11 protein-coding genes are annotated in these 16,436 nt (G+C 69.8%); 6 read left to right on the top strand and 5 right to left on the bottom strand.

The genetic code is table 11. The features are described 5' to 3' along the window. The first annotated feature begins 16 nt into the window (after positions 1-16). The 6 genes from nuoF (at position 17) to D187_RS23780 (ending at position 7,770) form a co-directional block, all read left to right on the top strand. A complete protein-coding gene (gene nuoF / locus D187_RS23805) occupies positions 17-1,351 on the top strand; it encodes an NADH-quinone oxidoreductase subunit NuoF (protein WP_002630701.1) in 1,335 nt (444 codons plus the stop codon). Continuing rightward, a complete protein-coding gene (locus tag D187_RS23800; RefSeq protein ID WP_002630700.1) occupies positions 1,348-1,860 on the top strand; it encodes an NADH-quinone oxidoreductase subunit J in 513 nt (170 codons plus the stop codon). Before nuoF ends, D187_RS23800 begins: the two co-directional genes overlap by 4 nt. Positions 1,861-1,923: 63 nt before the next feature. Beyond that, positions 1,924-2,235: an NADH-quinone oxidoreductase subunit NuoK gene (gene nuoK, locus D187_RS23795; RefSeq protein WP_002630699.1), complete on the top strand. Its 312-nt coding sequence runs from the start codon at positions 1,924-1,926 to the stop codon at positions 2,233-2,235. A gap of 45 nt (positions 2,236-2,280) precedes the next feature. Beyond that, a complete protein-coding gene (nuoL, locus tag D187_RS23790) occupies positions 2,281-4,518 on the top strand; it encodes an NADH-quinone oxidoreductase subunit L (RefSeq protein ID WP_002630698.1) in 2,238 nt (745 codons plus the stop codon). After that, the gene (locus D187_RS23785; RefSeq protein ID WP_002630697.1) at positions 4,515-6,194 is read left to right on the top strand and encodes a complex I subunit 4 family protein; all 1,680 of its coding nucleotides are present in this window, start codon (positions 4,515-4,517) and stop codon (positions 6,192-6,194) included. Before nuoL ends, D187_RS23785 begins: the two co-directional genes overlap by 4 nt. 16 nt (positions 6,195-6,210) lie before the next feature. Beyond that, on the top strand, positions 6,211-7,770 hold the full coding sequence (locus D187_RS23780) for an NADH-quinone oxidoreductase subunit N (protein ID WP_002630696.1): 1,560 nt from the start codon (positions 6,211-6,213) through the stop codon (positions 7,768-7,770). A 944-nt stretch (positions 7,771-8,714) separates the two neighbouring features. On the opposite strand, the gene D187_RS23775 is transcribed toward D187_RS23780, so the two are convergent. The 5 genes from D187_RS23775 to hslO form a co-directional block, all read right to left on the bottom strand. Then, entirely contained in the window at positions 8,715-10,100 is a 1,386-nt protein-coding gene (locus D187_RS23775; RefSeq protein ID WP_043431319.1) for a sigma-54-dependent transcriptional regulator, read from the bottom strand. Positions 10,101-10,144: 44 nt separating this feature from the next. Continuing rightward, a complete protein-coding gene (locus D187_RS23770; RefSeq protein WP_002628180.1) occupies positions 10,145-12,643 on the bottom strand; it encodes an ATP-binding protein in 2,499 nt (832 codons plus the stop codon). Beyond that, positions 12,640-14,556: a selenocysteine-specific translation elongation factor gene (selB, locus tag D187_RS23765; protein ID WP_002628179.1), complete on the bottom strand. Its 1,917-nt coding sequence runs from the start codon at positions 14,554-14,556 to the stop codon at positions 12,640-12,642. Before selB ends, D187_RS23770 begins: the two co-directional genes overlap by 4 nt. Positions 14,557-14,581: 25 nt before the next feature. Next, positions 14,582-15,223: a phosphoribosyltransferase gene (locus D187_RS23760; protein WP_002628178.1), complete on the bottom strand. Its 642-nt coding sequence runs from the start codon at positions 15,221-15,223 to the stop codon at positions 14,582-14,584. Positions 15,224-15,316: 93 nt separating this feature from the next. After that, positions 15,317-16,216 (bottom strand): Hsp33 family molecular chaperone HslO, encoded by a 900-nt coding sequence (gene hslO / locus D187_RS23755; protein WP_002628177.1) that lies wholly within the window; start codon positions 16,214-16,216, stop codon positions 15,317-15,319. Positions 16,217-16,436 lie beyond the last annotated feature (220 nt).

Below are 16,436 nucleotides of genomic sequence, written 5' to 3'. Positions count from 1 at the left end.
CAAGGAACCTGATTTCATGGCGACAACGGCATTCGAACCCGTCATCTCGACCGCCTGGGGCACGCCCCAGTCCTGGACGATGGACGCGTACAAGAAGCGCGGGGGCTACCAGGGTCTGACCAAGGCGCTGGAGCTGACGCCCGCGCAGATCATCGACGAGGTGAAGAAGTCCAACCTGCGCGGGCGCGGCGGGGCGGGCTTTCCCACCGGACTCAAGTGGAGCTTCGTCCCCAAGGACAACCCCAAGCCGAAGTACCTCGCGGTCAACGGCGACGAGTCCGAGCCGGGGACGTTCAAGGACCGCAACATCCTCTCGCATGATCCGCACATGCTGCTCGAGGGCATTGCCATCGCGGCCTACGCGCTCAACGTGCACACCTGCTACGTGTACCTGCGCGGCGAGTTCAAGTTCCCGGCGCAGCGGCTCAGCCAGGCCATCAAGGAGGCGTACGCCGCGGGCATCTTCGGCAAGAGCCTGATGGGCAAGGACTACGCGCTGGACTGCTATCTGGTGCGCGGCGCGGGCGCCTACATCTGCGGCGAGGAGACGGCGCTCCTGGAGAGCCTCGAGGGAAAGAAGGGCTGGCCGCGGCTCAAGCCGCCCTTCCCCGCGGTGGTGGGCCTGTTCGGCAGCCCCACGGTGGTCAACAACGTGGAGACGCTCGCGAGCGTGCCGCACATCTTCACCCGGGGCTCGGCCTGGTACGCGGGCCTGGGCACGGACAAGTCGGGCGGCACGCGCATCATGTGCCTGTCGGGCACGGTGAACCGGCCGGGCGTGTACGAGGTGCCGCTGGAGACGACCTTCAACCAGCTCATCTTCGACGACAAGTACGGCCAGGGCCTGCCCGCGGGGCGCAAGGTGAAGGCGGTGATTCCCGGAGGCTCCTCGGCGCCCATCCTCAGCCCGGACGAGCTGGACATCGCCATGGAGTTCGAGGCGCTCAAGGTGAAGCAGAGCATGGCGGGCTCCGGCGGCGTCATCGTCATGGACGACACCACCTGCATGGTGCGCAGCCTGTGGCGCGTGGCGCGCTTCTACGCCGAGGAGTCGTGCGGCCAGTGCACGCCGTGCCGCGAGGGCACGCCGTGGCAGGCGCGCATCCTGCGCAAGATCGAGGAGGGCCGGGGCGAGCCGGGCGACGTGGAGCAGCTGAGCAACGTGGCCTCGTCCATCGCACCCTACCCGCCCATCGGCCTGGGCAACACCATCTGCGCGCTGGGCGATGCCGCGGCGCTGCCGACGCATTCCTTCCTCATGCGCTTCCGCGACGAGTTCGAGGCGCACATCCGCGAGCACCGCTGCCCGTTCGGCGACAAGCCCTGGGGCGCGTTCGGAGACTGGTCTTGAGCATCGAGCACGTCCTCTTCGGAGTCTTCGCCCTGCTGACGGTGGTGTCGGCGGTGATGGTCATCGTCGCCAAGAGCCCCATCAGCTCCGCCATGTCGCTGGTGGCCACCTTCTTCTTCCTGGCCGGCATCTACGTGCTCTTGTGGGCGCACACCGTGGCGGTGCTGCAGGTGCTCGTCTACACGGGCGCCATCATGGTGCTCTTCCTCTTCGTCATCATGCTGCTCAACCTGGGCGAGGCGACCACGACGGGCCCCCGGGTGACGCTGGCGCGCGTGGCCGGAGGCGTGGCGGCGGCGGGACTGCTGGCGGTGCTGGTGACGGCCATCTGGCGCATCCCGTCGGCCAGCACGTTCACGGGCAGCCAGGCGATGAGCCAGGGCTTCGGCACGCTGGCGGTCATCGGCCAGACCATCTACACCCGGTGGCTGCTGCCCTTCGAGGCCGTCAGCCTGCTGCTGCTGGTGGGCATGGTGGGCGCGGTGGTGGTGGCCAAGTCGCGGATTTGAGCGCGTCCCCTTCAACCCTCTGCTAGAAGGCGGGCCCGCGTCCGCCCTCCTTCCCCCGGCGTCATGGTCCACTCCGTCGACATCAAGTACTACCTCGTCCTCGCCGCCGTCCTGTTCTGCCTGGGCATGTTCGGCGTGCTGGTGCGCCGCAACGCCCTGGTGGTGTTCATGTGCGTGGAGCTGATGCTCAACGCGGCGAACCTGACGTTCCTCGCCTTCGCGCGGCAGAACGGGGACGCCACGGGCCACGTGTCCGCCTTCTTCGTGATCGCCGTCGCGGCGGCGGAGGCCTCCATCGGACTGGCCATCGTCATCGCCGTGTTCCGCAGCCGCGGCACCGTCAACATCGAAGAAATCCGGACCATGAAGCACTGACGGTCCCCCTCCCCTCTTTTCCGCCCTACGAGAGCCCTCAGAGCAATGGATGCCCTCAAGTCATTCTTCATGACCGCGCCGGTGGAGCCCGCCGTCTTCGCGCAGTCGTTGTGGCTCATCATCGCACTGCCGCTGCTGGGCGCGTTCGTGTGCGGCGTGTTCGGCAAGAAGCTGGGCCGCGCCAACGTGAACCTCATCGCGTGCGCGATGGTGGCCGGCTCCTTCGCGCTGTCCGTGCTGGCCTTCTGGTGCGTCAACCACGCGCCGTCGGGCGGCACGCCGGTGGCCATGGAGAGCGCCTTCTCCGCCAGCGCCATCCGCTACGCGCTCGGGTACGACTATGGCATCTGGTTCGCCGCCGGTGACTTCCGGGTGAACCTCGGCCTGGTGGTGGACCACCTGTCGGGCATCATGCTGCTGGTCATCACCGGCGTGGGCTTCCTCATCCACGTGTACTCCACGAGCTACATGGAGCACGACGAGAGCCCCTGGCGCTACTTCGCCTACCTCAACCTCTTCATCGCGGCGATGCTCACGCTGGTGCTCGCCGACAACCTCGTCCTGCTGTTCGTGGGCTGGGAGGGCGTGGGCCTCGCCAGCTACCTGCTCATCGGCTTCTGGTACACCGACGCGGCCAAGGCGTGGGCGGGCCGCAAGGCGTTCATCGCCAACCGCATCGGCGACTTCGCCTTCCTCATCGGCTCCTTCCTCATCGTGTTGCTGGTGGGGGCGTTCAACAACCAGGCGGGCACGAGCAACTTCGCCCCGGTGGGCATCAACCCCGAGGCCGCCCAGACGCGCTTCCGCGAGGGCCTGGCGATGAAGGGCCCCCTGGCCTTCCAGGGGCTGGAGGTGATGGCCAACTCGGTGCCCGCCTCGAGCGACAAGGCGCCCAACGCGCTCACCCTGCAGACGTCCATCCAGGCGGGTCCGCTGGCGGGCCGCACCTTTGGCGGCGTGCTGACGGCGGCGCTGCTCTTGTTCCTCCTGGGCGCGGCGGGCAAGAGCGCCCAGTTCCCGCTGTACGTGTGGCTGCCGGACGCCATGGCCGGCCCCACGCCCGTCTCCGCCCTCATCCACGCGGCGACGATGGTGACCGCGGGCGTCTACCTGTTCTGCCGCATGAGCTACCTGCTGGTGCTCAGCCCCACGGCCATGCTGGTGGTGGCCATCATCGGCGCCTTCACCGCCCTCCTCGCGGCGCTCATCGCGTTCGCGCAGGACGACATCAAGAAGGTGCTCGCCTACTCCACGGTGTCGCAGCTGGGCCTGATGTTCATGGGCGTGGGCATGGGCATCTTCTGGGCGGCGGTGCTGCACCTGGTCACCCACGCCTTCTTCAAGGCCTGCCTCTTCCTGGGCGCCGGCAGCGTGATGCACGGCAACGGCGACGAGACGGACATCAAGAAGCTGGGCGGGCTGCGCCACGAGATGACGTGGACGTGGTCCACCTTCCTCATCGCCACCCTGGCCATCACCGGCATCGCGCCCTTCTCCGGCTTCTTCTCCAAGGACGCCCTGCTGCACGGCGTGCACCACAACCACCTGCACGGCTTCGAGTCGGCCTCCACGCTGCTCTACGCGGTGGGGCTCGTCATCGCGGCGTGCACGGCCTTCTACATGACCCGCCTGTACGTGCTCACCTTCGAGGGCAAGCGCTCGGCCGAGGCGAAGACCGAGCACGCCCACGAGAGCTCCGGGTACATGACGGTGCCCCTGGTCATCCTGGCCATCCTGAGCGTGGTGTCGCTCGCGTACGCGCTGCCCCTCATGCCCAGCCGCAACGGCCCGCAGCCGGTGATGGAGAACTTCCTCGGCCCGGTGTTCGCCAGCGCCGAGCGCATCGCCTCGCGCGGCGCGCTGGTGACGCTGGACCACAGCCTGCCCACCATGGCCGACTACCTCATCGCCTGGGTCGTGGCGCTGGTGGGCGGCGGAGCGGCGGCGTTCGCCTACCTGAAGTACTACCCGAGCCGGGTGGGTCAGCCGGCGCCGGCGTTCGCCCGCGAGGTGCGCCGCTTCACGCAGAACAAGTTCTATGTGGATGAGGTCTACACCTTCCTGATCATCCGGCCGGTGAAGAACCTCGGTGTCCTGCTGTTCAAGCTGGTGGACACCATGCTCATCGACACAGTGTTGGTGCGCGGCACGGCGTGGGTCACGGCCCGCGTGGGCGGCGCGCTGCGCTACGCGCAGACGGGAGATGCCCAGGCCTATGCCGCGGTGATGGCCCTGGCCCTGCTCGGCGGTGCGGTTTACGCGATCATCCAGGTGCTGCAGTGAGCCTCTTCGACACCCATCTGCTCAACATCGTCGTCTACCTGCCGCTGCTCTTCGTGGCGCTCCTGTGCCTGCTGCCCGCGGGCGAGCGCGGACAGGTGCGCGCGATCACTCTCATCGGCATGTTGGTGGACCTGGCGCTCGGCGCCTGGGCCTACCTGCGCTTCGAGCCCGCCGGCCCCGAGTTCCAGCTCGAGTACCGCGTGCGGTGGCTGGAGCAACTGGGCGTGAGCTACCACGTCGGCGTGGACGGACTGTCCATCAGCCTCGTGCTGCTCACCGTGTTCATCGGGCCCCTGGTGGTGCTGGCGTCGCGCACGGCCATCACCGAGCGTGTGAAGGAGTTCCACATCGCCCTGCTGCTCTTGCAGGTGGCGATGATGGGCGCGCTGGTGTCGCTGGACGTGCTGCTCTTCTACGTCTTCTGGGAGGCCATGCTCATCCCCATGTACCTGCTGGTGGGGGTGTGGGGGGGCGAGGATCGCCAGGCGGCGGCGGTGAAGTTCTTCCTCTACACGCTGGCGGGCTCGCTGCTGATGCTGGTGGCCATCGTCGCCCTGTACTTCATCAGCGGCACGGCCGGCACGCGCTCCTTCGACTACGCCGCGATCTACAACAGCCTGGTGGAGGCCAACCGGCAGCTCGCCACGTGCGGCGAGGACTGTGGGCGGCTCACCGGCATGGCGGGCGCGCTGTACCGCTGGGGCCCCTGGATGTTCGCGGCCTTCGCGCTGGCGTTCGCCATCAAGGTGCCCATGTGGCCGCTGCACACCTGGCTGCCGGATGCCTACGTGCAGGCGCCCACCGGAGGCACCATCCTCCTGTCCGCCGTCATGGCGAAGATCGGCGTCTATGGCTTCTGGCGCTACGCCATCCCCTTCTTCCCCGCGGCGATGCACCAGGTGCGGCCCGTGCTGGCGGCGCTCGCGGTGGTGGGAATCGTCTACGGCGCGCTCATGTGCCTGGCGCAGCGCGATATCAAGAAGCTCATCGCCTACTCGTCGGTGAGCCACCTGGGCTACTGCATGCTGGGCCTCGTGGCGCTCACCAGCGAGGGCGCCAGTGGAAGCGCCTACCAGATGCTCAACCACGGAGTGGCCACCGGCGCGCTCTTCCTCCTGTTCGGCCTGCTGCACGAGCGGCGGCAGACGCGGCTGATGTCCGACTACGGTGGCATCGCCAAGGTGGTGCCGGTGTACACGACGGCCTTCCTCATCATGACGTTCTCGTCCGTGGCGGTGCCGGGCACCAACAGCTTCGTGGGCGAGTTCCTCGTGCTGCTGGGGACCTTCAAGAGCAACCTGAGCCTGGGCTTCGGCGTCTTCGCCACGCTGGGCGTCATCCTGGGCGCGGCGTACATGCTGTGGATGGTGCAGAAGGTCTTCTTCGGGCCCCTCACCCACCGCGACAACCAGAACCTGACGGACCTCAACGCGCGCGAGCTCGTCACGGTGCTGCCCTTCGTGGTGCTCGTGGTCGTCATGGGCCTCAAGCCCCAGCCCTTCCTCGATCGCATCAACCCCGCCACCGAGCGCTTCGTCAGCCGCGCCAGCCTGGGCGCGCCCGGCAGCCAGGTCCAGCCCGCCGACGTGCGCATCAACGTGATGGGCCTGCCCCCCTCCGGCGAGGCCGCCGCCCCTCATGCCCAGCCGGCGGGTCCGCTCGCCGACCGGCGTTAGCCGAAAGCCTTCCATCATGAACCTGCCCACCCTCACCTCGGCAGACTTCCTTCCCCTGATTCCCGCGTTCATCCTGGTGCTGGGCGCGTGCATCCTGCTGCTCTCGGAGGTGTTCCTCTCCGCGGGCTCCACCCGCGGCTACCAGGCGGTGCTGGCCAGCCTCACGGCCGTCATCGCCGGCGGCGTGTCGCTGCAGTTGCTGGTCGAGCCCGCGCGCGAGGTGTTCCTCGGCTTCGGCGCGTTGGATCCCTTCTCCAGCTTCCTGACCTTCATCGTCTGTGTGTCGCTGGCGCTGGCCACGCTCACCTCGGCGGGCTTCCTGCGCCGCCGGGGCGCCGAGCGCGGTGAGTTCTACGCGCTGATGCTCTTCGCGGGCGCGGGCATGAGCCTGTTGGGTATGTCCAACGAGCTCATCACCGTCTTCATCAACATCGAGGTGCTGTCCATCTCCACGTACGCGCTCACGAGCTTCCTGCGGCGTGGCACGCGGCCGAGCGAGGCGGGCTTCAAGTACTTCATCCTCGGCGCCTTCTCCTCAGCGGTGCTGCTCTACGGCGCGGCGCTCTTGTACGGCGCCACGGGCACCACGCTGCTGTCGAACATGGCGCAGCCGCTGCGCGACGCGATGGAGAGCCACGCGGCGCTCGTCTACACGGGCGCGGTGCTGGTGGCCGCGGGCTTCGCCTTCAAGGTGGCCGCGGTGCCCTTCCACATGTGGACGCCGGACGTCTACGAGGGCGCGCCCACTCCCGTCACCGCGCTCATGAGCGCGGGCGTGAAGGCCGCCGCCTTCGTGGCGCTCGTGCGCGTGTTCGTCACCGTGGGCAGCGGCATCAACGGCAAGCTGCCCTTCGCCCTGTTCTCCACCCTGGCGTTGCTCACCATGGTGGGCGGCAACCTGCTCGCCATCCCGCAGCGCAACGTCAAGCGCATGCTGGCCTACTCCTCCATCGCCCACGCCGGCTATCTGCTGCTGGGCGTGGCCGCCCTCTTCGTCGTGCAGCCCGGCCAGCAGTTCCAGCTGCTCGGACCCACGTCGCTCACCGGCGCCAGTGTCGAGGCCACCGCACGCGTGGAGGCCCTGCGCGGCATCCTCTTCTACCTGCTCGCCTACGCCGTCACGGCGATCGGGGCCTTCGGCATCGTCTCCCTCCTGGAGCGCCGCGAGGACGAGGAGCGGGGCACCGCGTGGGACCTGGAGCGCCTGAGCGGACTGGCCCAGCGCCGGCCGGGTTGGGCCTTCGCCATGGCCGCCTTCATGCTGTCGCTCGCCGGCATTCCGCCCACCGTCGGCTTCCTCGGCAAGCTCCTGCTCTTCCGCGCCGCGGTGGACGTGGGCCTCGTCGGGCTCACCATCGTCGCGGTGCTCTCCAGCGCGGCCGGCGCCTATTACTACCTGCGCGTGGTCGTCTACATGTACATGCGCCCGGTCCCCGAAGGCGCCCACCCGCTGGAGCGGGCCTGGATGACGGAGCTGGCGCTCATCATCTCCACCGCCGCCGTGGTGCTGCTGGGCATCCTGCCCGGGCCCCTCACCGAGTGGATCGCCCAGGCCGGCAGCCTGCTCAACCGCTGAAGTCGCGCGGCCTTCGTTTCACCCACGCCCGGGCGGCTCACGCCCGGGCGTTTTCGTTCCGGCACTCGAGCGCCCCGCCGGACGCACTCCCCGTTCCGCACCGCCCGGACCTCTCGGAGCCGGCAGACGCCACAGTGAGGGCGTGAACGGACGCGAGGGGAATCGATCCAGCTTGGCGCCAATCCGACGAAAGGTGTCCACCGCGGGCAGACCCGCCAGCGGCCTCGCCTCGAGCACCAGGAAGGGCCGGAGCAGCGTGTGGGTGAAGGAGCCCTCCACGGCAGACCCAGGAGCGATGAAAAGAAGACGGCCCGGAGCCCTCAGAAAGGGCTACCGGGCCGCGGGTTCTTCTCAGAAGCCATCTGGAGGGCTGAAGGCGGTGGGGGGGAACCTCCTTCGACCAGCTCCGACGTGCTCCGGGTCTATGCTTTAGCACGCCCCATGCCACCCCTCCCTTCCACATAAAACCCAAGGGATTCCGAGGACTTGGCCTCCAGGGCGGAGGCATGGGAGCCGGGCCGCTTTCAGCTCTGCATTGCAGCCCTGCAATCGCCTTTCACATGTGAAAAGCCCCCAGTCCTTCCCTCCCGGGAGGCGGGGTTGGATCAGCGCCCGAGGCCCAAAAAGAAGACGGCCCGGAACCCTCGAAGAGGGTACCGGGCCGCGGGTTCTTCTAAAGGAAGCACACCGGAGACACTGAAGCGGTGGGGGGGAACCTCTTCAGCGCCACATCAGCGCGTTCTGACTCCAACCTCTAGCACGCTGCATGCCAGCCCTCCCCGCCGCCTCAAAGCCCCGTCATTTCAAGGACTTGAGCGGCACTCGCCTCCCCGAGGGGCTCCTTCCGGCATTGCACGGCTGCAATCCGTTTTCAGCGCTGCAAATCCGCTGTCATCCCGGGGGGTTCCAGTTTTCATCATTGAACGGCCCTTGCAGCTCCGCTGTCACTCCCGATGTTCTCCTCCAGGTGGACGGAGGTTGAGGCGCTTCATCTTCCGCCACAGCGTGGTGGAGGAGACGGCCAGCTCCTCGGCCACGCGGCCCAGATCCATCGCGTAGCGCTCCAAGGCCTGGGCGATCGCCCGCCGCTCGGCCTCCTCCACCGCCTCGGCCAGCGTGGGCACGCGGGAACTCGCGTCCGTGGTGAGCGGCGCGGGCGGCGCCCCCAGGGCCCCACCCACTCGGGCATTGGGGCGCAGGGGAAAGTCCTCCGGGAGCAGCTCCTCGCCCTCGGACAGCGCCGCCGCCTGCTCCACCAGGTTCTCCAGCTCCCGGACGTTGCCCGGGAAGCTGTGGCCCATCAGGTGCTCCACCGCCGTCGCCGACAGGCGCTTGGGGTTGGGGCTGCGCGCATTGGCGCGCTTGAGGAAGTGCTCGGCCAGCGCGGGCACGTCCTCCAGCCGCTCGCGCAGCGGAGGCACCCGCAGGGTCACCACGTTGAGCCGGTAGTAGAGATCCTGCCGGAAGCGCTTCTCCTGCACCTCCAACTCGATGTCCCGGTTGGTGGCGGCGACGATGCGCACGTCCACCTTCACCGCGGTGGACTCGCCCACGCGCCGCACCTCGCCGTCCTGCAGCGTGCGCAGCAGCTTGGACTGGAAGGCGGGCGTCGTCTCCGTCACCTCGTCGATGAAGAGCGTGCCCCCGTCCGCCTCCTCCACCAGACCCCGGCGGGCCCGCACCGCGCCCGTGAAGGCGCCCTTGGCGTGGCCGAACAGCTCGCTCTCCAACAGCGACTCGGAAATGGCGGCGCAGTTGACGGGCACGAAGGGCAGGGCCTTGCGCCGGCTGTGCGCGTGCACCGCGCGCGCGACGAGCTCCTTGCCCGTGCCGCTCTCGCCCTGCACCAGCACCGTGGCGTCACTCTGCGCCACGCGCATCAGCCTCGACGTCAGCTCGAGCATCGCCGGACTGCGGCCCACCAGCGCGCTCAAGCCGTGACGCTCGTTGAACTCGCCGGCCAGCATGTCCACCGTGGCCTGCAACCGCGCCCGCTCCTGCGCCCGCTCCACCCGGTAGCGCAGCTCCCCTTCCTTGAAGGGCTTGGTGACGTAGTCGAACGCCCCCTGGCGCATGGCCTCCACGGCGCTCTCGATGGAGCCGAACGCCGTCATCATGATGACCTGCAGGCGAGGCGACACCTCCAGCGCCTTCTTGAGCAGGGTGAGCCCATCCATGGGCTCCATCTTCAGGTCGGTCAGCATCAGCTCCACGCGGCCGCCCGACAGGATCTGCAGTGCCTCCTCGCCCGTGGCGGCCTCGAGCACGAAGTAGCCCTCGGAGCGCAGGAGCAGCGCGGTGGTGGCGCGCATGTTGCGCTGGTCATCCACCACCAGGATGCGGCCACGGGGAAGGGTAGTCGTCGATGGGTCTGTCACGGCGGACTCGTCGGCTGGTTGAGGGGGAGACGGATGGAGAAGGTCGTGCCACGGCCCAGAGTGCTCTCCAGGGAGAGCTCCCCGTGGTGCTCCTCGATGATGCGTTTGACCACCGCGAGCCCCAATCCGGTGCCTTGGGCCTTGGTGGTGAAGAAGGGCTCGAAGACGCGGTGGATGAGCTCGGTGGGAATGCCGCACCCCTGGTCCACCACGTCGATGCGCAAGAGCTCCCGGTCCTCATGCAGCTCGCGGCGGGCGAGCACCCGCACCCCGCCGCCCTGGGGCATCGCCTGCATGGCGTTGACCAGCATGTTGATGAGCACCTGGCGGATGTGGCGCCGATCCAACGGCACCCGGGGCAGCTGCGGCTCCACTTCGATGGTGGGCGTGATGTGGCTCGGGCTGCCCTGCTGCTTCCACGCCGCCTCCACCGCGTCCTGCAGCATGCGCGACACGTCCTCGAGCTGGCGCATGGGCTCGCGCGGCCGCGTGTAGTCGAGCAGATCGCTCACCATCCGGTCCAACCGGTCACTCTCCTCCGCGAGGATGTCCAGGAGCATGGCCGTGTCGCCATCCGGCTTGAGCAGGTGGCGCAACGAGGCCACGGCGTTGAAGATGGCGCCCAGGGGATTGCGCACCTCGTGGGCCACGATGGCCGACAGCTCGCCCAGGGCCGCCAGGCGCTCGCGCTTGACCATCTCCGCGCGCGCGGCGGCCAGCTCCGCGTAGGACGCCCACAGCGACTCGTACAGACGCGCGTTGGTGATCGCCAGGGCGATCTGCCCGCACGTGGCCTCGGCCAGTTCGATGAACGCCGTGGGGAAGAGCCGGGGCCGGCGGATGTCGTCCAGCAACACCACGCCGATGAGCTGCTCGCGCGAGGTGAGCGGCAGCGCCAGCATCGCCTTCTGCCCGAGCTGCTGCACGAGCGAGCGCCGCCCGATGGCCCCGACCTTCGACAGGTCCGGCACGGAGATGGACCGGCGCTCACGCGCCACGCGCGCCGCGAGGCTCTCGGGGTCATCCACCGGCACCACCAGGCCCCGGAAGAAGTCGCGATGGGTGACGGAGGCCGCGGCCCCCCGCAGCACCCCCGCCTGCTCGTCATGCAGCAGGATGAAGCAGTTGGAGACGTCCAGCAGCTTGACGAGGAAGTCCGAGGCCACGTCCAGGATGCTCGCCACCTCCAGCGTGGCGGCGGTGGTGCGCGCCAGATCCAACAGCAGGCGCGAGTCGGTCAGCTGGCGCGCGGACTCGGCCCGCAGCCGGCGCTGCTCCAGCAACATCATCAACAGCTCGGCCAGCGTGCCCAGCAGCCGCTGCTCCTCCGCGCTGAAGGGAGGGTTCGCGCCGCGCAGCACCTGCAAGAGCCCCCCGGGCTGACCTCCCAGCAACAGCGGCACCGCCGCGCTGCGGACCAGACGGCCCGCGGACCGCGCGCTCCACTCGCGCTCCTCCGCCTCGCTGGAGAGCACCACGTCCCGAGCCGACATCTCCGTCGACAGCCACTCCCCCCGCGGCATGGGGAGCGCCTCCACCAGGGCCGGCTCCAGCCCCACCTGCGCCACGAGCCCGAAGGGCCCCTCCGGCGAGTCCGCCCCGTACAACACCACGGCCTCCGCGCCCACCAGCAGCGACAGCCGCGCGAGGAAGTCCTCGGGTGAGGGAGGCTCGGGCAGCGCGACGAAGCGCGCCACCTCGGCCACGGACGACAGCTCCCAGCGGCTGCGCTCCACGTCCGCCAACAGCCGCGCGTCGAGGAGCGCCGCCCCCACCACCTTGGCGAAGAGCTCCAGCACCGGACCGTACGAGGGCCGCACCTGCGAGCCCACCACCCACAGCACCTCCGACGACGGGGTGCCCAGCGCGAGGTAGACGGCCGTGGACTCGGTCTCGAAGTGGCCGAAGACGGGGCGTCCCTCGGACAAGGCCCGCTGGGCCAGTGCCTCCTCGAGGCCCTCGAAGGGACTGAAGCGCTCCCCCTCCCGCACCAGGAAGCGCGCGGAGAGCCCCACCCCCTGGAAGCCCTCCAGGGCGATGCGCCGCACCGCCTCCTCGGAGCGCGCCGCGACGAGCTTCGCGGACGTCTCCACCAGGCGCTCGGCCATCTCCAGCTCGTTCGGGCGGTCGCCCAGCACCAGGTGGTTGCACAGCAGCGCGAAGCCACTGCCCTCCAGCTCCACCTCCTGCACGTGCACCGCCAGCTCCCGCGGCCCCACGCCCGGACGCGCCGGGAGCACGTAGCGTCGGGGATCGCTCTCCGCCAGCATCCCCTGCTCCCGCAGGCGGTAGCGCGTGCGCAGCCTCGCCAGGTCCTCCGGGTGGAGGAAGTCGAAGAAGGAGCGGCCCTCGACCTGCTCGCGCGACAACCCGTGCATCGACAGGTAGGCGTCGTTGGCCATCCGGATCCGCCCCTCCTGGACCACGGAGATGGGATTGGTGAAGTTGTCGATGAGGCTGCGCAGGCTCGCCTCGTTGTAGAGATTCCTCGTCATGCGCGCCGCAGCACCCGTTTCTCTCCGACACGGAGCGTGACCTTCTCGCGGTCGAAGTACTCCGAGAGGGGAATGACGAACTTCCGGCTCTGCCCCACCAACTCCTTGAACGCCTGGGTGGAAATCTCGCTCTTGTCGCGCAGGTAGGCAACGAGCCTCTCCTTGAGACCGGCCAGCGCGCCCACGTCGAAATAGAGCTCCTCGCTCACCCCCACCACCCGGCCCTCCGCCACCGCCACCCGCAGCAACTCCCTCACCCGGGGCACGGGCAGGCGCAGCCGCTCGGCCAGCTCGTTGAGCGTGGGCGGAGCGAGCCCCGCCGCCCCCAGGTCCGCCACCAGTCGCGTGCGCGCCGCGTCCTCATCCAAGGACAACGTGCGGCCCCGCCCCACCCGCCTCACCGTCTCGCGCTCCACCTCCACATTGCCCGCCTCCACCAACGTCTGCACCAACCGGGAGAACACCCGGGCCTCGAGCTCGCCCGACAGGCGCTGGCGCAGCTCTTCCCTCGACAGCCCCTCGCGCAAGGGCTCGCGCTCATGGAAGGCGTCGAGCAGCGCCAGGGCCCGCGCCCGCATCCCCTCGAACACCTCGCCCGAAAGGTAGAGCCGCCGCTCCTTGTCCACCAGCAGCGCCGTGCCCCGCGCGCCGAGCGTCTCCAGCGCCCGCGACAGCACCCGGGACGCCAGGGCGGAGCGGGCGAAGAGTTCCTTCCAGGTGAGGCCCCGGTAGCCCGCCTGTCTCAAGAGCCATGCCACCTGGGTGCCCGGATCCGCCTCCAGCAGGGGAGCCACCACCCCGGCCCCGCCCTTGCGCCGACGCGGAGGCGAGATGGACAGCACCCGCCCCCCGGCCAGCGTGGCGCCCCGGCCCGGCAGCGCGCGCGAGCCCCGGAGGATGAAGCGCTGACCGGGCAGCGCCGCCACGGGTGCCGCCAGCCGCAGCTGCGCGAGCCCCGTCTCCCCCGGCTCCAACCGCTCCAGGTCCAACAGCGCCACCGTGGCCTCCGTCTGCGTCGTGCCCAGGTGCACGAGGAGCTTGCGGCGCCGGGGCAGCGCCTCGGGCGCCGCGGCCAACAGGCTCAGCTCCACGTCCAACATGGACGTCTCGGACACCTCGCCCGCGTGCACCAACACCGCGCCGCGCGCGATGGCCTCGGCCTCCACGCCCACCAGGTTCACCGCCGCCCGCTGCCCGGCCACCACCCGCGGCACGCCCTCGCCATGCCGCTGCACCCCGCGCACGCGCCAGGGTCCGGCGAGGCCCGGCAGCAGGGAAACCGCGTCCTCCGCCGCGAAGGCCCCCGACAAGAGCGTGCCCGTCACCACCGTGCCAAAGCCCTTCAGACTGAAGGCCCGATCCACCGGCAGGAAGGCGGGGCCGTCCACGCCGCGCGCGGGCACGTCCCGGGCGACCTCGACGAGCGCGGCCCGCAGTGCCTCGAGCCCCTCGCCCGTGCGCGAGGAGACGGGCACCACGGGACGGCCCTCGAGGAAGGTGCCCGCCACCAGCGTGGCCACGTCCGCGTCCACCAGCGCGCGCCACTCCGCGCCCAGCCCCGGAAGCAGGTCCGCCTTGGTGAGCGCCACCACGCCGGCCTTCACGCCCAGCAGCCGGCAGATGTCCAGGTGCTCGCGCGTCTGGGGCATCACCCCCTCGTCCGCCGCCACCACCAGCACCGCCAGATCCACCCCGCCGGCCCCCGCCGCCATCGCCTTCACGAAGCGCTCATGGCCGGGCACGTCCACCACGCCCGCCACCTGCCCCTCGCCGAGCGCCAGGTGCGCGAAGCCCAGCTCCAGGGTGATGCCCCGGCGCTTCTCCTCCTTCAGCCGATCCGTGTCGATCCCGGTGAGCGCCTTGACCAGGGACGTCTTGCCGTGATCGATGTGCCCCGCGGTGCCGATGATCATCGCGCTCCGCGCCCCCCCGCGGCCTTCACGCCCCCGCCTTGTCCGGATCCACGTCGAAGCGCCCGTCCTCGGCGACGTCCTCGTAGTCCCACGGGAAGACGACCAGGGCGTCGGTGGACAGCGCGCAGAAGTCCGGCTCGAAGCCATCCGGCCGGGACACCAGCGCCGCGGTGTTCACCTCCCGGGCGCCCACCTTGCGCGCCAGCGCCACGGCCAGCGCCAGCGTGTCACCACTGGACGCCACGTCGTCCACGATGAGCACCCGCTTGCCCTTGAGTTCGCGAGGCATCTCCCCGCTCAGCTTCGGCTTGGCCTGGCCCTTGTCCCGGCTGCGGCGGCTGATGCGTACCGGGAAGAACTCGGCGCCCAGGGCGCTCGACAGTGCTCCGCCCACGAACACGCCCCCATGCGCCACGCCCACCACGGCCGCGGGCGAGTACGACTGGCGGATGGCGAGCGCGAGCGTCTGCACGGCGCGATCGAACTGCGCCCACGTCAGCTCCTGCACCTGGGTGCGGGCACGCGACTGGTCGCGTCCGGTGGCATGACGGGGGGCTTCCACCTGGGGCGCGAGCACCACGTCGGGTGGAATGGAGACGAGTTTCTCCACCTGTTTCTGGGAGGGCTTGCCCTTGGTGACCTTGGGTGTTGCCCGCTTGGTGGCCACGGCGCGGACTCCAGTGTGAGAGGCGGGGCCCGCGTCATACCCCGGGCCGTGCGCTGCCGCCACTCCCTGTAGCAACCCCGCCTGCCTCCTCGCTCAGCTCGTGGACGCCTCCATCTCCCCGAGCAGGCCGCGAATCTCCTCCCCGGTGATGACGTAGTGCATCGTACAGAAGTGGCAGTCCGCCTCGGCCTTGCCCTCCGTGGCGAGGATGTCCTCCAGCTCCGCCCGGCCCAGGGTCGTCAGCGCGCGCTTGACCCGGTCCTTGCTGCAACTGCACGTGAAGGACACCGGGTAGCGCGACATCACCTCCAGGTCCGGCTGGGACACCAGCGCCTTGAGCAGCACGCTCGTGCCCAGGGCGGCGTGCGCCCGCACCGCGGACTCGAAGTCCCGGGCGAGCCGGTCCCCCAGCTCCCGGAAGGCCTCCATGTCCCCCTGCGGCAGCGGCTGCAAGAGCATGCCGGCCACCAGTCCCAGCGGCTCGGGCTGCTCGCCCTGGGACAGCGGCTGCACGGAGAGGTAGACACGTGTGGGGAGCTGATCCGAGATGCGGAAGTAGCGCTCCAGATCCCTCCCCAGGTCGAAGCTCTCCAGCTCCACCGCCGAGCGGTACTGCTCGCCGCCCCCCAGGTCGCGCAGCACGGACAGGAAGCCCTTGTTCCCGAGCGCCGGACGCCAGTGGTACTCGCCCTCGGCGCCCACGTGCGACACGAGGGGATTCTTGGCGTAGCCCCGCACCACCCCCGCCCCATCCCCATCCACGAAGAGGCCGCGCAAGGGGCCATCACACTCCACCTGGAGGTTGATGCGTGAGTCATTCTTCTGCAACGAGCCGAGCAGGGCCCCGGCGGTGAGGGCCTGCGCCATCAGCGAGGCCGACGCCGACGCCGAGCGGTGCAGCTCGCGCGCCCGGCGGGCCAGGTCGCTCGTGGTGACGAGCACCACGCGCAGGTCGGTCTCCTTCAACAAGCCACTGACGAGTTCATCGGCCATGAGGGGGCAATAGCCTGCCTCCCCCGGAAGCGCTCGCCAATGACAATGCGCACCCGGGCGCTCCCCCGGTGGCCCCCCCGCCAGGGACCCGGACAGTGGAGCCGGACCCAGTCATCACCCCCGCTGATACCTCCCGGTTACCGCCCTGTGCCCCGGAGGTGTCTTCCCATGGCGGAAAATCCTACCCCGGCCCCAGGACGGGCTATAACGCCCCGTCCGA

The sequence above is a fragment of the Cystobacter fuscus DSM 2262 genome, assembly GCF_000335475.2.
Taxonomy (GTDB): Bacteria; Myxococcota; Myxococcia; order Myxococcales; family Myxococcaceae; genus Cystobacter; species Cystobacter fuscus.
Note: the sequence above shows the minus strand (reverse complement) of the source record. Positions and strands in the feature narration are given on the sequence as shown.